At 41.8% G+C, this 17,685-nt stretch carries 9 protein-coding genes; 1 reads left to right on the top strand and 8 read right to left on the bottom strand.

What is annotated here, in order from left to right; genetic code table 11:
• Positions 1-145 precede the first annotated feature (145 nt).
• The 6 genes from R2R28_RS09415 to R2R28_RS09390 all read right to left on the bottom strand — a co-directional run bounded on the left by R2R28_RS09415 (position 146) and on the right by R2R28_RS09390 (position 11,479).
• Complete coding sequence (locus tag R2R28_RS09415) at positions 146-973, bottom strand: alpha/beta hydrolase (protein ID WP_316825424.1); 828 nt, start codon at positions 971-973, stop codon at positions 146-148.
• 203 nt (positions 974-1,176) lie between these two features.
• On the bottom strand, positions 1,177-2,838 hold the full coding sequence (locus tag R2R28_RS09410; protein WP_316825423.1) for a RagB/SusD family nutrient uptake outer membrane protein: 1,662 nt from the start codon (positions 2,836-2,838) through the stop codon (positions 1,177-1,179).
• A 3-nt stretch (positions 2,839-2,841) separates the two neighbouring features.
• Positions 2,842-5,997 (bottom strand): TonB-dependent receptor, encoded by a 3,156-nt coding sequence (locus R2R28_RS09405; RefSeq protein WP_316825422.1) that lies wholly within the window; start codon positions 5,995-5,997, stop codon positions 2,842-2,844.
• A gap of 145 nt (positions 5,998-6,142) precedes the next feature.
• On the bottom strand, positions 6,143-7,165 hold the full coding sequence (locus R2R28_RS09400; protein ID WP_316825421.1) for a right-handed parallel beta-helix repeat-containing protein: 1,023 nt from the start codon (positions 7,163-7,165) through the stop codon (positions 6,143-6,145).
• A 392-nt stretch (positions 7,166-7,557) separates the two neighbouring features.
• Positions 7,558-8,325, bottom strand: a complete 768-nt coding sequence (locus R2R28_RS09395) for a response regulator (RefSeq protein WP_316825420.1) — start codon at positions 8,323-8,325, stop codon at positions 7,558-7,560.
• Complete coding sequence (locus tag R2R28_RS09390; protein ID WP_316825419.1) at positions 8,318-11,479, bottom strand: two-component regulator propeller domain-containing protein; 3,162 nt, start codon at positions 11,477-11,479, stop codon at positions 8,318-8,320. Before R2R28_RS09390 ends, R2R28_RS09395 begins: the two co-directional genes overlap by 8 nt.
• Before the next feature lie 209 nt (positions 11,480-11,688).
• On the opposite strand from R2R28_RS09390, the gene R2R28_RS09385 reads away from it, so the two are divergent.
• Complete coding sequence (locus R2R28_RS09385) at positions 11,689-12,528, top strand: alpha/beta hydrolase (protein ID WP_316825418.1); 840 nt, start codon at positions 11,689-11,691, stop codon at positions 12,526-12,528.
• Between the two features lie 367 nt (positions 12,529-12,895).
• Here the strand turns inward: R2R28_RS09385 and R2R28_RS09380 are convergent, their stop codons facing one another.
• Positions 12,896-13,795: a PorP/SprF family type IX secretion system membrane protein gene (locus R2R28_RS09380; RefSeq protein WP_316825417.1), complete on the bottom strand. Its 900-nt coding sequence runs from the start codon at positions 13,793-13,795 to the stop codon at positions 12,896-12,898.
• Between the two features lie 2 nt (positions 13,796-13,797).
• The gene (locus R2R28_RS09375; RefSeq protein ID WP_316825416.1) at positions 13,798-17,676 is read right to left on the bottom strand and encodes a gliding motility-associated C-terminal domain-containing protein; all 3,879 of its coding nucleotides are present in this window, start codon (positions 17,674-17,676) and stop codon (positions 13,798-13,800) included.
• Between the last annotated feature and the right edge of the window lie 9 nt (positions 17,677-17,685).

Raw genomic sequence — 17,685 nt, 5'->3', positions numbered from 1 at the left:
ATTTTTGTTGATAATATTTCTGTCCCGAAACGGTCCCCTAAAATTCTGCAGGCATAAATCTTCGAAAAAAAGTTAATCAAAAAGCTGTGTACAGGTCGAGGAATCCCCAAATCATTTGGTTTAAATGCGGCGCCTAAATAGATCATTAATGGTCCATTTTTTTCATTGATTTCATCTTATTGACCTCTTCAATGAGCAGTGCCAGGCCAGGCTCCACCATTGTCCCGTGGTTAAATCCCTGCAGTTCCAGAAGGCGGCACTGCTTGTGCCCGGACAACTTGAACATACGCTGTAAATAAGCATTTTCTTCATATCGGCCTAATAATTCGATTTCCCTGTCACCCGTAATCAAGAGCATTTTAGGTGCGTCTGGCCTAACAAAAAAAAGTGGCGCATATTTATCAATTGTCGGTTGGAGATTACTTATTCCATTTTCAGATCTGACGGTAAAATGTGTAATTGCCTGGGGACTTAAGGGCACAAGTTCCGCTATGCGGTCTGGCTCTATGCCATATTTCCCTAGATAGGATTTATCTAGTGTGATCATCAGCCCAAGGTAAGCGCCGGCAGAATGTCCACTGAGAATAATCTGATCAGGATTTCCACCATATCTTTTAATATTCTTGAATACCCAGGCTACCGCTGCCGCGGCATCTTCGATATAGGCAGGAGCAGTCACTTTTGGCGACAACCGGTAATCTACGGAAACTACAGCAAAGCCCTTTTCCAGTAATGCTTTGGGTATATCCTTTTTACCTCCAGTAAGGGAGCCTCCATGAAACCAGATAACCAAAGGAAAGTTATTAAATGTACTTGGGTAATAAATATCAAGTCTGCATTTTTCGTTTCGGTAACTGTCGGCAGTATTTGTATTTTCATAATACGGAATGTCTGACGCCATAGTGTATGCTATTTGCGCGTCAGCCTGAATGAGGGCAAGTGAAAATAAAAAATACAGTAATATTTTTTTCATCGATTTTATTTAATTGTGTTAACCAGCTAACGGCAATAATTATACGTAGAAATTACTGCTGGGCAATGTTATAATAACAAAAAGCGTTTGTATTGGCTATTTGTCACCAACAAGATCGGCCGGAATCCCTTACCAGGATCCTGACCGATCAGTTAATATTTAATCTATTACCGATTCAAATGTCGGTTTATCAAAACCCACCGCTACCACCCAGGGTTCTGCGTCAATTTCGTATTGACAGCAATCTGATTTGCTGGCATTGGCAGCAAAAGATATTTAGCATTAAACGGTATGATGTTCGTCGCCTCGGTCACTCCTCCACCCTGCCAGATACCAGCAGAGTTCTTTGGAAGCCCCGGTACAAGGGACGGTAAAAATGTCCCGAACTGGTATTCATACATGGTGCGTTTATTGTCTGTATATCTCATTCTGATAAGGTCAAAAAACCGGTTAAATTCCCCAACGAATTCAAGCCCACGCTCATCAAAAATCTTCATCCTGAAATCTTCCTTCGAAACTCCGTTAGTCACGTTTGCAGGCGCTGTCCTTGCAACCCCGTTAGCAAGTCTCGCACGGGCCCTAACCGCATTGAATGCGGTTAACGCTTCGGCCGATGGGCCGTTAAGCTCATTTTCAGCTTCTGCTTTGATCAGGTAAACCTCAGAATATCGAAGCAGATAAAAGTCATTTTCATGTCCATTGGTAGAGAGTCCGGCACCATCAACATATTTGAATAAATAGGATGATGTTTCCCGTGTATCTGCAGCGACAAAAGCTAAAGGATAAGAAACATGACGCTTATTCGTTGCATCATTCCATTTTGAGAGAAAAGTTCTTTCCACACGGTAGTCATTAACAAAATCGCCTTTGGTATAGCGTTCAAAAAACCAGGGCTGAATCCTCATGAACCCGTTACCCGCTTTTGTATTGGTACCTGTTGAATTGGGATATGTTGTAGGTAAAAATGTGCCAGGCAGATAAGTACCCTCGCCGAAAAGCGATATGTCTGAGCCATCACGTGTATGAGGAATGGCAAACATCACCTCTGCATAATTTGCTTTTTCTTTGTTGACATCGAAAAGGGCGCCATAGTCGCTTATCAACGAATATTGTCCAGAGTTGATTATGGCATCTGCAGCGATCTTGGCTTTCTCATAAAACGATCTCGACTCCTGGGAGCGGTTATGGAGATCAAGATAATTTGCATAGGTCAGATAAGCTTTGGCCAGATAACCCTGCGCTGCACCTTTTGTTGCCCGGTAAAATTCCGTTGCAGGCTGGTCTGTGCGGGTAGGTAAACTGTTTACCGCTTCCTGAAGATCAGAAAATATCTGACTGTAAACCTGATCGACAGTATTTCTGGGTTGATAAAAGTCTGAGCCCGCGTTAACAGAAGCAATCGTCAAAGGAACCCCGCCATACAACTGAACGAGATTGAAATATGAAAATGCCCTTATGAAAAGCGCGTCCCCTTTTGTTCTGGCTTTAAAAACAGGATCCAAGGTGATTTTTTCCACCGCATCAATGACACCGTTTGCGTCTCTGATAGTAAGATAAAAATTGACATAAATGGTATTAACAAATGGCGTTCCCGAATTGATCGTCAACTTCCTGCCCCAGATGCCCTGTTCAAAGGTCACGGTGGAGGAAATGTCATCTGCATAGGGGTGAAGAGACCATAAAATATCCCGTCCAAATCCCGGGGGGGTGTTCAAATGACTGTAAACACCTGTCATCAGGTTGGTAATATCGGACGGCCTTTTAATAGCATTGTCGGGTGTTGCCTGATCGTAAATTGTTTCATCTACTTTGCAGGAAGCAAAGGCAGAAATCAACAATATATATATAAGATTAATCTTTTTCATAACCTAAAATTTTAAATTTATACCTGCTGTAAAAGTTCTGTATTGAGGATAGGATCCGTTGTCAACACCTTGGGTTAGGCCAGCGCCATAATCTGCGTTAACTTCGGGATCATAACCTGAATAGTCAGTTATGGTAAATAAGTTTGTACCGGTCAGGAATATTTTGATATCCTTAACCCATTTTAAGTGTTTCACCGGAACATTGTAGCCGATATTTATATTCTTCACCCTGAAATAGCTACCGTCTTCAATAATAAAGTCTGAAAAACGGGAACTGAAATAGCCACCTCCTGATTTCGCTCTCGGATAATAATTACTTGTTCCCGGTCCGGTCCATCGTCCGTCAAATGCTGCCTGGCTCACATTGGTGGTAGCTCCTGTCAGCGCATCCAAACGGAAACGGTTAAGATTGATCAGATCATTACCAACACTGCCCTGCACAAAAATTGATAGGGTAAATCTTTTATAGGTAAAACTATTGGTCAGACCATATATATAGTCAGGATTTGGATTTCCGATGATCTGACGGTCATCGGCAGTAATTGCATTATCACCATTGATGTCCACATATTTAAAATCCCCAGGTTTGGCAACTGATGCTTCAGGCCCTGCCGCTACCTCCGCTGCATCCTGGTAAATGCCGTCTATACGGTATCCATAAAACGAGCCGACAGGTTTGTTCAACTGGGCAACATGGATCGGTTGGTTGAGAAGACTTCCCGCACTAAGATAATTAGGGCCAAAAATTTTACCGTCATCTCCCAATGGACCAAGGCTAACGAGTTTATTACGGTTAAAGGATATGTTTCCCGTTACGTTCCATTTTAATTTCGATTTCAGAATCTGCGCGGTCAGATCAAACTCAAGACCTCTGTTTTCAACGCTCCCTGCATTGGAAAGGTAATTTGTAAAGCCTGTATTTGCCGGAATTGGCAGATTAATCAGCAGATCATCTGTACGTTTATGATAGGCGTTTATCTCGAGCTGGAACCTGTCTTTTAAAAACGCGATATCAGCTCCTATGTTAAACTGTTTTGTTGTCTCCCAGCCCAATACCGGGTTTGCGATATTGTTCTGAACATATCCTTTTACGATCTGGCCATTAATAACATATGCATCAACGCCCAGAGTAGTCTGTGTAGCACCAACAGCAATATTTTGATTACCCGAAACCCCATAACTGGCCCTCAGTTTAAGCGCACTGATGAAGGTAATATTTTTGAAGAACTCTTCCTTGTTCACCTTCCAGGCGAGGGCAGCTGAAGGGAAAAAACTCCATTTATGCCCAGAAGCCAACTTTGTAGAACCATCGGCCCTTCCGGTAAGGGTTAATAGGTACTTATCATCGTAAGCATAGTTAATACGTCCAAGAAAGGAAGCTAATGCCCATTGCTGATGCGTAGTTGTGGTTGTACCTGGTGATTTTGCGCTTTGAAAGCTTTCATAGGTCAGGTTATCATTGGGGAAACCTGAGGCAGATGTCCCGAGTCCTTTTTGGTCCCACTTCTGATAGGTGTAGCCCGCTACTGCACTGATCGAATTTTTTTTGATTACTTTCTGATAATTCAGGGTCAGCTCACTAAGATAATTGAATCTTGTATTTTGTCCACGGAAAGCATAGCCACCTAATTGATCCCCAATATAGGTTCCCCGTGGGCTATAGGTCTGGCGCAGCGTATTTGTTGTGTATGCTCCGAAATTTGTTCTGAAGATCAGATCCTTTGTTAATTTCAGATCAGCGGTAAAGTTTCCTGAAACCAGATCATTGGCTGTAATATCCTTCTGGAGTCTAAGGACGGTAATGGGATTATCTGCTACTGCCTGATCAATCTCCCCTGCTTCGTCTACTGCGTTGACCAACGGGCGGACCAAAAGTGCGCTACTGATCACGTTTCCCGACTGCAGACCTGACTGGGCAGAATTTAAACCCAATTTAGCTGTCGATTTGGTGGCAGTAATGTTAAACTTAACAGTCAGCGCTTTATTTACCGTGCGGTCATAGTTTAAACGGATATTGCCCCTGGTCAGTGCTGAATTGTAAACCGGGCCATTGATATCTGTGTAATCGCCAGCAAGAAAATATTTGTTTTTATCATCTCCGCCTGAAACAGAAAGCTGATAGTTATTAGTAATCCCAGTATGAAAGATCTGATCCTGCCAGTTATTGTCAATGCCCTGTAAACGGGCGATTGCTGGAGCTTTATATATTGAATCCAGACCATCATTTTTTGCCCCCTCATTGGCAAATGTGATAAAATCATTTGTACCCAGTACGCCGAGTTTTTTCCTTACGGTCGATGCATCTGTACGGTAACCGAAACTGATCTGCTCTGCATTTTTTTTGCCCCGTTTTGTCGTTATGATAACAACACCGTTTGCACCGCGGGATCCATAAATTGCAGTAGACGAAGCATCCTTGAGGATTTCAATAGATTCAACATCATTTGGACTTAATGTTGCCAAAGGATTTTGTCCAGGCTGATTGGCAACTTCACCATTGGCCCCTAGCGACACATTACCACTGCCCAGATCGATCGGATAGCCATCCAAAATGATCAATGGTTGATTTGATCCCAGCGAGTTTCCGCCCCGTACAACAAAGCTCAGTCCCGCGCCAGGACTTCCCGAACTTTGAACAATCTGCACCCCGGATACTTTACCCTGGATAGCCTGATCAATTGAAGTCACAGGATATTCCTCAAGATCCTTAACCTGTAATTTAGAGACCGACCCTGTCAGATCGCTTTTACGGACTGTACCATACCCCACGACAACTACATCATTTAGGGCAGAACTGGCATCTTTAAGCTGTACATTGATAGTCTTCCGTTTATTGATGGGTAAACTCTGCCCCTCAAGGCCCAGGTATGAAAAAATCAAAGTACCATTCTCTGGGGCATTTATCGTAAATCTACCCTCACTGTTTGAGGAAGTCGCAACATTTGTTCCCTTTAGCTTAATCACAGCGCCCGCTATCGGTTCATTTTTATCATCGGTCACCACCCCGGTTATTGCTGTCGTTTGGGCATATGACTGCAACTGGCTCATAAAAAAGAGAAATAACAATAAAGTTTGTACCCCTCTTTTAAATACTATGTTGTAAAAGAGGCTATTCAAAGGGAGCCCCCCCTGCTTGATATCGAGTATTTTTCTTCTCATAAAAATTAATTATTCTATTGTTTGTTTATTTGGTTAATCAGGGGCCGGCAAAAATTCAGCAGTTGCATGTGCCAACAGAGAACTGTACTATCTGCTATTACATGCTACACTTATATTTCTATAATCATTTGCCGGCCCATAATTATCAATATTGGATATAGGTATTACCTAATGTATTACCTGAATAAATATTACCGGTAATTCCGGTGTTAGTATTGGCGTAATCGGTGAAGCGCTGTAAAATCCCGTAACCTGCATTATTGATAAGCGTATTGTTGGCAACACTAGTTCCATCACATCCGCCAATATTGTTCTGGAAGGTGATCCCACTCCTGTAAAAAGTATTTGAAACAGTATTGTTATGGACCCTGTTCCCATTCGAATCATCAATGCCTATGCCCCCTACTCCACGGTTGAACTTATTGTTTTTATCGATGGTATTATTGTAGACATAGTTGTTATGGCTCTGTATATCGACTGTAAGGCCTTCGGCACCATTTTCGTAAATTCTGTTATCACGGATGACTCCATCAGAATGCCCATGCTGGGATACGCCAACCATATAATTATAATAGACTGAACAGCCGATAACTGTATTCAAGGCACATACGGGTGTCCCCTTATCATGGATAAGTATGCCTGCACCTTTTGCTGTTGCATTACCACAATTATGTATCTTACTATTGGATATTGTATTGCGCAGACCATAGATGATGATACCGCCCTCTGGCAGGTTTCCTCCGTCTATTTCAACCAGATCGACAGTATTATAGTTGCCTGATATGGTAATCGCAGCATGGGGAACAGTATTGGGTGCTTTTCTGATCACGGCACCAGCCTGGCCTCTAATGATAATATTGTTCTTTCCTACAGGAAGGTTAACTGTATTGGTTACAAAGTGGCTTCCTGTTTCCAATAAGATGATATCCCCGGCAACCGCCCCATTAATAAGTGCTTGAAAATCTGCACTGTTACTATTGGCTGGGAGTGTATAAGTGATTGCGTTTACCGCGGATACCAATGAGAGATCCTTGTTTTGATTCCTGGAAAAGGTATTATCTGCTGTTACCGATTGATCAGTTTTTTTACAGGAGAAAGTAAAAGTTAGCGGCAGCATCGCCGTTAACAGAATAAGCGCCCTTAACGGCTTTTTTTTGCTTTTTGTCATGATAATTAGGTTATTTGGTTAGTATTAAAAATTGCTCTACAATGCTTTTGTTTAATTTTTATTGAATGCAGCCTACAGTTCTGTGCCATAGCGAAAACCTCATAAGCTTGTTTCTCCTGTGTTTTTATCTGCGGACTATTGCCCGAAACTTAAATACAGGGAAACAGTCCATAAAAGGCAAAAGCCATTTTTTTATTTAACAATTCCATAAAAGAGTTCTATGATTCAAAAGGATCGGCAGTTATTCTATTCGGTTTGAGGTACTAAAGTAATTGACTTATCCGAGCTATAACCGTCTGGATGGTAGGTTGAAACAATATCTAGAAATATTGGGACAATATTAAGAATTGCGAAAAAAATTGGGACTTCAAGTACCTGTTAATATCCAGTGGTCACTCCCCGCTATTCTTTTGTTTTGTGTACTGGGAAGGTGTCATTCCGAAATATTTTAAAAAATTCTGTCCGAAGTGTGTCTGCGAACAGAACCCCACTTTTTCAGCTATTTCGTAAATTTTTAAGTTTCCCTGTTCCAGAAATTCCGCAGCCTTTTTCAATCTGATGGTATTGATCAGTTCATTGGGCGTGATTGCCGAGAGGTTGTTAATCCTTCGGTAAAGTGAAGAACGGCTCATATTCAATAGTTCAGCGAGAAGATCAACATCCAAGTCAAGATTGTTAAGGTTCCCTGATATGGTAAGATTGATTTTGTATAAAAACTTTTCATCCTCGGCACTAAGCAGCCCAGGGGCCTGCCCCAAAGGAGGGGTTTCAAAATGAAGCTTGATTTTACTACGGTTAGACAATAGATTTGCAATCTGCACATGCAGGTGCTCTGGGGAAAAGGGCTTTTCTATGTAAGCATCCGCACCGAGCTCCAGGCCGGTTATTTTAGCTTTTAGTGTGTTTTTGGCGGTTAGTAAAACTATTGGGATGTGGTTGAAGTTGACATCAGACTTGATCAGCCGGCAAAACCCGAAGCCATCCATTTCAGGCATCATTACATCGCTTATGATCAGCTCGATTTCATTATGCTTTACAATACCCAATGCTTCCCTCCCATTTGTAGAGGTGTAAATATTATAATCTGCTTTTAAGTCATTTTGAAGAAACATTAGCATGTCCTCATTGTCATCAATTAAAAGTATCGTCGGTTTATTCATGATTTGTTTGGTTAACGTCAAATTCAATCTCCTGATGAATTGGTAATACGAGTTCAAAAGTATTCATCTGATCTTTAGACGGCAGTAATGATAAGGTGCCCCTGTGGAGTACAGCAAGCGACCGTGATAATGGAAGTCCCAGACCTGTTCCGACAGATTTCTGCGCAGAATGCAGCCTATAAAATGCCTCAAATATTTCTTCAGCCTTATCTTGCGGAATTAACTGTCCATCATTTTTCACCAGAATACTAAATATTCCGATGTTATCCCCAGGGGAAATCACATGGATAGAAACGCCACTTGCCGCATATTTTATTGCATTGTCTATCAGATTACTGATAATCTTTGCGAAGGTTTCTCTATCAATATAAGCTTCAAAACTCTGAGTTGAAGAAAACAGATGGTAGTCGATACATCGCTGGTCAGCTATATCCCTGAAGCGTACAAATATGCTTCCTAGCAATTCATTGATGTCAGTACGCACGAAATTTAAGTCATAACCGTTAACCTCCGTCTTACGGAAATCCAGCAATTGATTAGTAAGTTCCAAAAGACGGTTGGCATTTTTTTCCATGATAGTCAGATTGAACTGGATGGCAGGGACATTCTTTGCCTCTTTGATCACCCTTTCCATAGGGGCCATAATGAGACTGAGCGGTGTGCGTATCTCATGGGCAACATTGGTGAAGAACGAGATTTTAGATTCATAAACCTCCTTCTCCTGCCGGGATCTTAAAATTTCAATCTTTCGCTTATGACGGTTATCAACCTTCCTCTTATAATTCTTAAAGATCAGATAGATCAGCACGCCCCCGATTATGATATACAGAATATAGGCCCATCTGCCTGCCCAAAAAGGTGGGGAGATAATTATGGTAAGAGACTTTGATTCAGGACTCCATGCCCCTGTATAATTAGCAGATTTAAAACTGAACCGGTAACTTCCCGGTGCTACCCTGGTAAAATACACTCGCCTGTTATTTTTAAGTAAGGTCCAGCGGTTATCCAGTCCCTCCAGTCTGTAACGATATCGTGTAGTTTGCGGGGAGGTATAGCTCAAAGAGGCGAAATCGATGCTAAAGGAAGATTGCCAATAATCCAATCTAACTGTATCGGTCAGCAAAATAGATTTCTTAAGGGGCGAACCGGGTGTATTGAGCGTTATTTCTTTATTATCAATCTGGATTCCCGTAATATAGTTGGGGGAAGTATACTTTTCACTGTTCACAAAAGGAAAAAAACGGATCAGACCTTTGACGCTTCCGAAATATAGCCGTCCCGAGCCGTCTTTGCAAAAGGAACGGTAATTAAACTGGTCGCTTAATAGTCCGTTAGCTGTTGTAAACACATCAAGGTTACCCGAATATGGATTTAGGCAAACCAGACCTTTTGAGGTACTGATCCACAGCCGATGATATTTATCAGGTAATATCGCATAAATCACGTCACTTGGTAAACCTGTCTGTACACTATATTTCTTTAACTCCTGCCTGTCCTTTTCCAGCCTATATAAGCCCCTTTCTGTGCCAATCCATATCCTGTGGGCCCCATCTTCGTAGACTGCGTTAATCCGTTCATCAGAGAGAACATGCTTGTGGAGCTTCTTATCCCAGATCCTGTCAGAAGTTTTCGTAGCTTTATTATAAACATAAATTCCATTGTTATAAGTTCCGGCCCATATGTTATGCGCACTATCTTCATAAATCTCCGTATAAAACAAATCGGGAAATGCGGAAAACCGCTGGAAGCGATGTTTTAAAAAATCATATGTATACACTCCCCTGCCCGTTGCCAGCCAGATACCGCCATTCTCCGCCCTAAAAATCTGATAAATAAAATTGCTTTTTAGCCCAGATAATCCATCACCCATATCGAAATGTTTGACAACACGTTCCTTTGATATGCTAAAGATATCCAGTCCATTTTCAAAAGTCCCTATCCATATGGTATCTCCCGTGACCAATAGACCGTGAATGTTATTGGTAGAGATCGCTCCAGCTTTACTCGATGTTTGATAACTGGTAAACCCACCTTTTGGATTCAGCTTATTCAGACCACCATCTTCGGTGCCGATCCAAATATTTCCTTTGCTGTCCTGTTGCATTTCACGGACCGCATTTCCACTTATCGCGTTTTCCCCAATCTTGGGGAAATATTTTTCGAATGTCGCATTCTGTGTAGCATACCTATTTACCCCTCCGAAATACGTCCCGACCCACATCCCACCTTCCTTATCCCTGCACAGCGTGTAGACTGCGTTATCAGAGAGTGAAAATGGATTGTTGTACTGTTTCCTAAGGTGAACATAGCTATTGGTATTCATCTGATAAATAAAAATGCCTGACTCTGTTCCTATCCAAAATTCGTCCCTTTCCATATGGATAATATCACGGGCAAATACCGGGGTATAATTCTCATTTACCATCGGAAGCTCCCGGTAAGAATGCGTACCTGTATCAAAGAGCTTTACCCCTTGCTTTAGGGTGCTGATAAAAAGACGGCCGTTCCCGGCGTCAAAGATACGCTCGATAAATCTGGAGCTCCCTGATATTGAACTACCAAAAACTGAGCTTTTTCCCTTATGGCTGTTTATAAGGTCATAGTCAATGATATCACCGAGAGCGCTTGCAATCCACACCTTCTTCCCCACAATACATATAGAAGTTGCCTGAAAATACCGCGAAGGAGGGTATACAGTACAATGTTTAGTCAGACTGTTATATCTATATAAAGTCATTCCCGCTATAAACCATAGATTATTATCCTGATCAGATTTAATTTCCCTGATTTCTTCGGTCGGTGCTGCCTCAAACCTGTTAAAGGTTTCCTTTACCGGATCAAACCTATAAAGCCCACGATCTGTGCCGACCCATAGCTGACCGGCGATATCTTCATGCAGGGAATGTATAAAATTACCGCCTAAGCTATGCTTATCATCCGGACTGTTCCGGAATATTTTAAACTGGTATCCATTGAACCGGTTGAGTCCATCTTTGGTTCCAAGCCATAAAAACCCCCTTTTATCCTGCAAGCTACATATCACTGAATTGTTCGATAAGCCATTTTCAACTTGAAAATTTTTGAAATAAAAAGGTTGGGCAACGGAACAGTCTGTTACCATGAGAAACAAAAAAATTGTCAGATAGAATTTCATCAAAATATTGACATTGAAAAAGAATTTATAAATCTGAAGCTATTTGTAGTCAGCAAGAAAAAGCAGCGGCCGTGTATCTTACAGATAGCATCCAGGGCTTGTCTGTATTTTTGTGCAAGTTATCAAACTGATCTTTATAGAAAATTAACTTAAGTGAAAAAATAGAATTTTAATGCTGGCCAGATTTGCATCAAATAATTTTAGTTGATATGAAAACAATATTTAAAAAAAACATGGCCAGGCCGCTTCTTTATTCATTTGTAGTAGGCATTATGTGTCTTTTAGCTTTTACCGGTTGTAAGAAAGATGGTGACACCACCTCACCTGAGCCTAAAACCTTTGTGTTTGTCCATGGTGCTTTTCAAGCTCCTTATGCCTGGCAGTTCGTAAAAGCGCGCTTAGAAGCATCTGGAAACAAAGTAGTTGTTGTAGAACTACCGGGTCATGGCCAGGACCAGACTCCACCTGCGTCCATCAGTATTAACACCTACCGTGATAAAGTAATTTCAACCATAAAGGCAATTAACGGACCTGTCGTGTTGGTTGGCCATAGCCTTGGTGGAGCGATCATTACCGCGGTCGCCGATGAAATTCCCAGCCACATCGAAAAGCTGGTTTACCTTGCTGGGTTTGTTCCCGCCGACAAACAATCCATCTTCGATCTGACCTCAATGGATCCAAATTCACAATTCGGCCCTGCCCTTACCATTTCTGCCGACGGGGTATTGGCCAGCATACCTAATGACAAAATCATGGGTGTCTTTGCCCAAGATGGCAATGAGCAGGTTAAAAAATTATTGATTGAGAACAACCGCCCTGAGCCGATCGCTCCACAGGCAGATAAGGTATTCCTAAAGAATCCCGACTTCGCCCTAATCCCTAAATATTACATCTATACCAAACAGGACCACGCGATAACAATTGACCTGCAAAAGAAAATGGTAGCTACAGCAGGAATCAAAAATGTATTTACTATTGACTCCGGTCATTGCCCAATGCTTACCAAACCTGATGAAGTGACCGCATATCTTATGCAGATTATCAATTAAGGGAGCCCCTGATCTAATTGCTGCAATTCACTGACGGTATACTTGGATGAATATTATCAAACCATTGTAACCGTCAGTGTTAAGCATACACTTAAACTGTGCTATATCTGTAGCATAGATATTACTAAATACAATGCATATGAACAATAAAAATAAGAATGTTGAAGAACGATTTAGGAAAATTGAAGACCGACTGGAAATTTACAGACTGATCTGTAGCTAAAGTATCTAATCTCCCAGCAGAACAAATAAGCTTTCGAAATTGATCAACGGTCTTATTAAATTATCTGTGGTCTCCTATAAAGTAATCCTTAAATAGCTGTCCAACATTTCTGTCAGACAGCTATTTCACGTAAATAAATTAGAGCTATCTTTTTAGTCGGAAAGGAACGGCAAGTAAGATTTCATATGATTCCCCCATTTCACTACCCTGCTGAGAAGATTGCGTACCATAAAGAAAAACGAAACGGGTCCTATCCCTTAAATTCAGGCCCAGACCAAACGTTAAAGATTTATTGGTATGGTAAAGGGCAGTCAGGTTCAGTAATCTTAGATATTCAGCGTTAAAGCCTATATCATAATAACTACCATATCCATTAACCTGTCTGATCCCCACCAGGGAACGAAAATTAACACTGTCCAGTAGATTTATCTTATACGATACGCTAGCTGTCAACCCTGGATCATTAACTGTATTGGTACGGTTCGACAGTTGATTGTTCAAATCATGCCATGACAATTGCGCTTCAAACTTTCTGTTTGTAAATATCGCTCCGGTTACCGCCTTCCACGACAATCCGTGGCGGTTATTATAATTGTTAAATGCAGGATCGGAACTGCTATTAGGAGAATTGATATCGGAGCGGCTAAACTTATCATTTATGAGGCCTGCACCAAGACCAAAGCGGATAGCGCTGGTTTCGTTAAATCTCACTTTATAGCTATATGCGGCCAGCACAGTTGTACGGTTTATCAGGCCTGCTTTATCGTTAAGAAAGGAGATTCCAATACCGCTTTTTTCCGACAAAGGGGTATTGATCACAGCTGAGATAACTTTAGGGGATCCTTCTACCTTATTCCATTGTGATGCGTAAGTTAAAACCCCTGATCCGGTTGCTTTTGCACCTACATAAGCAGGGTTTATCAATGCATTATTTTCGAAAAACTGGGTTTTATGGGGCGCTACCTGCGCTATCGATTCTTTGCCTAAAGTGATCGTCAAAAGCAATATGATAACTTTCAGCCTATTATTTTTGATTATATTCATGATTATCTTACAATAGTTATAAATCCTTTTTTTGCTGGTAATTCTCCATTCTCGAATACTATAGAATAATAGTAGGTGCCCTCCCTCACGTAATTCCCGTTCCACATACCATTCCATTCATTTTTATAGTTTTTCACTGAATAAACCACTTTTCCTGCCCTATCGGTTATAGTTAAGTGGTGCGAGGGATAGGATTCTATATCTGATATAATCCAGTTATCATTTATACCATCTCCATTGGGACTGAACGCGTTAGTGATACCATTTGTCGTTTCGGTAATCTTCGCAGGTTGTTTTATGATAAACGGAAACGTAGCTAAAGCGCCATCTGCATCTCTCGCTGTAGCAATGTACTGCTTCGCTTCCAGCTTGGTGAAGGAGGTCGAATTCTGGAAATCCCCATTATTTAGCTTGTATTGATATGGTGGTGTACCTCCGCTTGCCAATAGGTTAGCGGATCCATCTATAGCCCCGAATTTGGTAGCGTCGGTCTGCGAGACCATTTTTACAGAAACTTCCTGTACGACCGTGATCACGAAAGCAAATGTGGTGCTACCAGCCTCGTTTGTCGCTGTAGCCTGGTAAAAAGCCTTTGAACTTGCAGCAGCTGGAATACCGCTGATCACCCCTGTAACGGGATTTAATGTTAACCCTGTTGGAAGAATTGGGGTTATCGTATAGGCACTTATCCCACCTGTAACTGTAGGGGCTAGCGGGGTAATATTTGAATTAATTAAATACGTGTTTGGTGTTTTATAGCTCAGGCCGCTAGGCGGGATTACACTAGATATCTCGCTGATCGTATTGGTGCTCTGCGCCAGGTTAATCAAGGAATCAGTCACACTGACCAGTTTTCCATCCAAAGGAGCATATAACTCAAGACTCGATTTTAGCAGTGAATCTTTAGCTAGGTACTTAACCTCGTCCAACGTCATCCCCGACCGATAGAACAGCCAGTTTTTAAAAGCGAGGTTTTTCGGGATATCTGCACCGCCAATTTTAACCCCTTTGGTTAGTAGTTTTTCATTTAAAGATCCCTGTAAAGTGCTGTCTGCATAAATCATGGTCTGACCTTTCGCATAATAATGTGTGACGGTTAACTTGTGCCATTTGTCGTCGTTTACTTTACTTGTACCGGTTACGGCACCTGTTACAGCTGAGGTATAAACTAAAAAGCCATTATTATTTATCGAGATTGTCCCAGTCCCCGATGTGTTTTCAACCTGTAGTAGCGTTCCGGGCTCATTGGCTTTAAAACTTACTGTTGTTGTAAAAGGATGAACAATATTTTCCGGGGTAAAGACAATAGCTTTACTTTTCGAACTGTTTTTAGGTAAGCTGATCTGTGAGCCTGTCACCCTTTTAGGAATCGGTTTATTGCTGTCTAATGCATCGAACAATGAAGGGACAATGGCATAGGCCAGTTCTGCGTGCCCCGCATCATTTGGATGAAGAGTATCGCTCCAGAATCCATTTACCCAACGCCCTGAAAGATCGTCCACAGCACCTAAAAGATTTACACTGGGAAGGTTCCACATATGGATTAACAGGTTCATCCTTTTGACGAATTTATAGTCTGTTTCATTATAATCCCCACGTGTGTAACTATTGGTTATTACTGGAATATATCCATCGGACCTAGCTTTGTCGATCAGGATTTTTATATTACTTTGAAACTGGTCAAATGCTGGCTGTCCTTGTTCATGGATTCCCTCATTTCCCAAAGCCAGCGCGAAGATCACATACTTTCCTTTCTGCGACAACAGATCGGCATCATACCTATTCAGAACTTTTACTGTATTGTCTCCAGGCACGCTGATATTTACCGGCAGCCATGCCTTGCCACCTTTAGATTCCCTACTTTTTAGTATATCCGTATAAATACTGGTATATCCCTTATTGTTTGTTGCTCCTTGCCCCCATGGAACAGAAGACCCTAGATAGGCGACACTTAAAGGATTATATACCTCAAGAGACAGATCATCAAAATAAAGATTACCGGCTCCCTTCTCTGGATTGTTCCAGACTACCGAAGCCTTGATAAATTTGGTATTTTTAGCTACAGTCAATCCGGAAGTCAGTTTTATCCACTGGCCTTTTGAAGATGAGCTGGTAATGGCGGTTGATCTTGCAGTGGTTAACAGATTGTTATTAACATCATAACAGGAGATTAAAAGATAGCCTTCCTGATTTTTTGTTAGTGTTGAAGCCAAGGGCTGAAAAAAGTATCCGCTCAGTTTATAAGCGCTCACAGTTTCCGCCGCGGTGATAGTCTGACTGATATTGGATGAAGCCCCTCCCATTAAGAGAGAGAAACTTCCCTCATGTTTTATTTCTCTGCCGACAGTAGTAACTGACCCGGCATCCGGTGCAGTTTTGGTCCAATAGGTTAAATCACCCAACTCGAATCCCTGATTATCCAGGCTATATTTCTCATCACCTGTTTTATCCGCCGCGATTATTTTTACCGCGTTTAGATGGGCAAATGCTCCGGTTATTTTCTTGACATCAAGCGTAATTGTTCCGTTTAAATCAGGATAAACAGCATCTGACAAAACAATCTTATTGTTATTGCCATTGAAGCCGTTTGCACCGATACCGGCCCCTGAAGTAGTTAACTCTTTGGTACTGATATTTGCTCCCGTCAGTTTATATTCGCTAATTCTGGTTTCAGTAGATTCCCGGGATCCAAATAAATAAAAGACGTACTTTTTATCTTTACTTAAACCCGTGAAACTAATAGTACCAGTTCCATCAGTATAAAAGTAATCCTGGGTAGCGGTATTGATCGCAAAATCGCTTAGCAGTTCTGCTTTTGGCGAAAGTAGTCCCCCATTTAGGATACCGTTTATCTGGAAGCTTTTGTTGACTGTTGCTAAAACGCCGGTAACCTTACCCGATGCATCAAGCAGTGATACCATTTCGCCAGTATTTCCAATGGATAAATTGTTCCAAGCGTTACCATTCAAATCCGGACTTGCGGTAATATTACCATTGGTTAAATCTTTTGGCCCAAGGTCGAGATAAAGTTTAGACCAGTCCTTTGGCTTTTCATCACCTTCAAACACATCTATTTTCATTGCATTGATATACGCGAACGAACCGGCCGTACTGCTCAGTTCAAAACTGATTGCACCATTGGCGTCAGCATATAAAAAATCGGACTTAACAACTTTATCGTTGTTTCCGTTGAATCCTCCACTTCCAATTCCTGCACCTGTTGTCTGAAGGGTAACGGTACTGGAATTCGTCCCTGTAAATTTGTATTGGCTGATGCGTACATCAGTAGCTTCCCTACAGGCAAACATGGTGAAAACGTATTTCTTTTTCGGGTCAAGGCCAGTGAGTTTAAAGGACCCCGTGGATCCGGTCACATAGAAATAATCCTGGGTAGCTGTCTTAATGGCCAGATCGCCCAATAGATCCGACTTTGGCGCAAGCAGTCCACCGTTCAAAATCCCGTTGGTTGAGAAATTACCTGTAATTTTCAGGCTGATACCTGTGCCTGTATTCTTGCTGTCGACCAGTGTTAAAGCGGATGCGGCAGTGGTCGGCTGGACAACATTGTTCCAGTGGTTACCGTTCGCATCAGGGTTTGTGGTAACAGTACCATTGGTAACATCGTTCGGCCCGAAATCAATAAACACCTTTTTCTCCTGACTAAATCCTTTTACCCATCCGAATACAAAAAAAAGGCAAAGGATTAGCAATTTACAATTGGGGGTATTCCGTTTACCCATTTCCCCTACTATGATCTGCGTTTTTGTATACGCATTGAACGGATTGTCTGAATGTGATAAACAGGGGTTCGGGCTTTTGGAGTGTACAGTCAACTCCGGACGCAGACAGGTGTCCCGCCGCTGGGCTAGTCTTTGATTCATAACTTTAGA

Source organism: Pedobacter miscanthi, from assembly GCF_032678605.1.
GTDB classification, from domain to species: Bacteria; Bacteroidota; Bacteroidia; order Sphingobacteriales; family Sphingobacteriaceae; genus Pedobacter; species Pedobacter miscanthi_A.
Note: the sequence above shows the minus strand (reverse complement) of the source record. Positions and strands in the feature narration are given on the sequence as shown.

Bases quoted from the DNA above. Each gene is read 5' to 3' on its own strand.
- R2R28_RS09410 (WP_316825423.1), bottom strand. From the start codon at position 2,838: ATGAAAAAGATTAATCTTATATATATATTGTTGATTTCTGCCTTTGCT.
- R2R28_RS09380 (WP_316825417.1), bottom strand. From the start codon at position 13,795: ATGAATATAATCAAAAATAATAGGCTGAAAGTTATCATATTGCTTTTG.
- R2R28_RS09395 (WP_316825420.1), bottom strand. From the start codon at position 8,325: ATGAATAAACCGACGATACTTTTAATTGATGACAATGAGGACATGCTA.
- R2R28_RS09390 (WP_316825419.1), bottom strand. From the start codon at position 11,479: ATGAAATTCTATCTGACAATTTTTTTGTTTCTCATGGTAACAGACTGT.
- R2R28_RS09375 (WP_316825416.1), bottom strand. From the start codon at position 17,676: ATGAATCAAAGACTAGCCCAGCGGCGGGACACCTGTCTGCGTCCGGAG.
- R2R28_RS09405 (WP_316825422.1), bottom strand. From the start codon at position 5,997: ATGAGAAGAAAAATACTCGATATCAAGCAGGGGGGGCTCCCTTTGAAT.
- R2R28_RS09415 (WP_316825424.1), bottom strand. From the start codon at position 973: ATGAAAAAAATATTACTGTATTTTTTATTTTCACTTGCCCTCATTCAG.
- R2R28_RS09385 (WP_316825418.1), top strand. From the start codon at position 11,689: ATGAAAACAATATTTAAAAAAAACATGGCCAGGCCGCTTCTTTATTCA.
- R2R28_RS09400 (WP_316825421.1), bottom strand. From the start codon at position 7,165: ATGACAAAAAGCAAAAAAAAGCCGTTAAGGGCGCTTATTCTGTTAACG.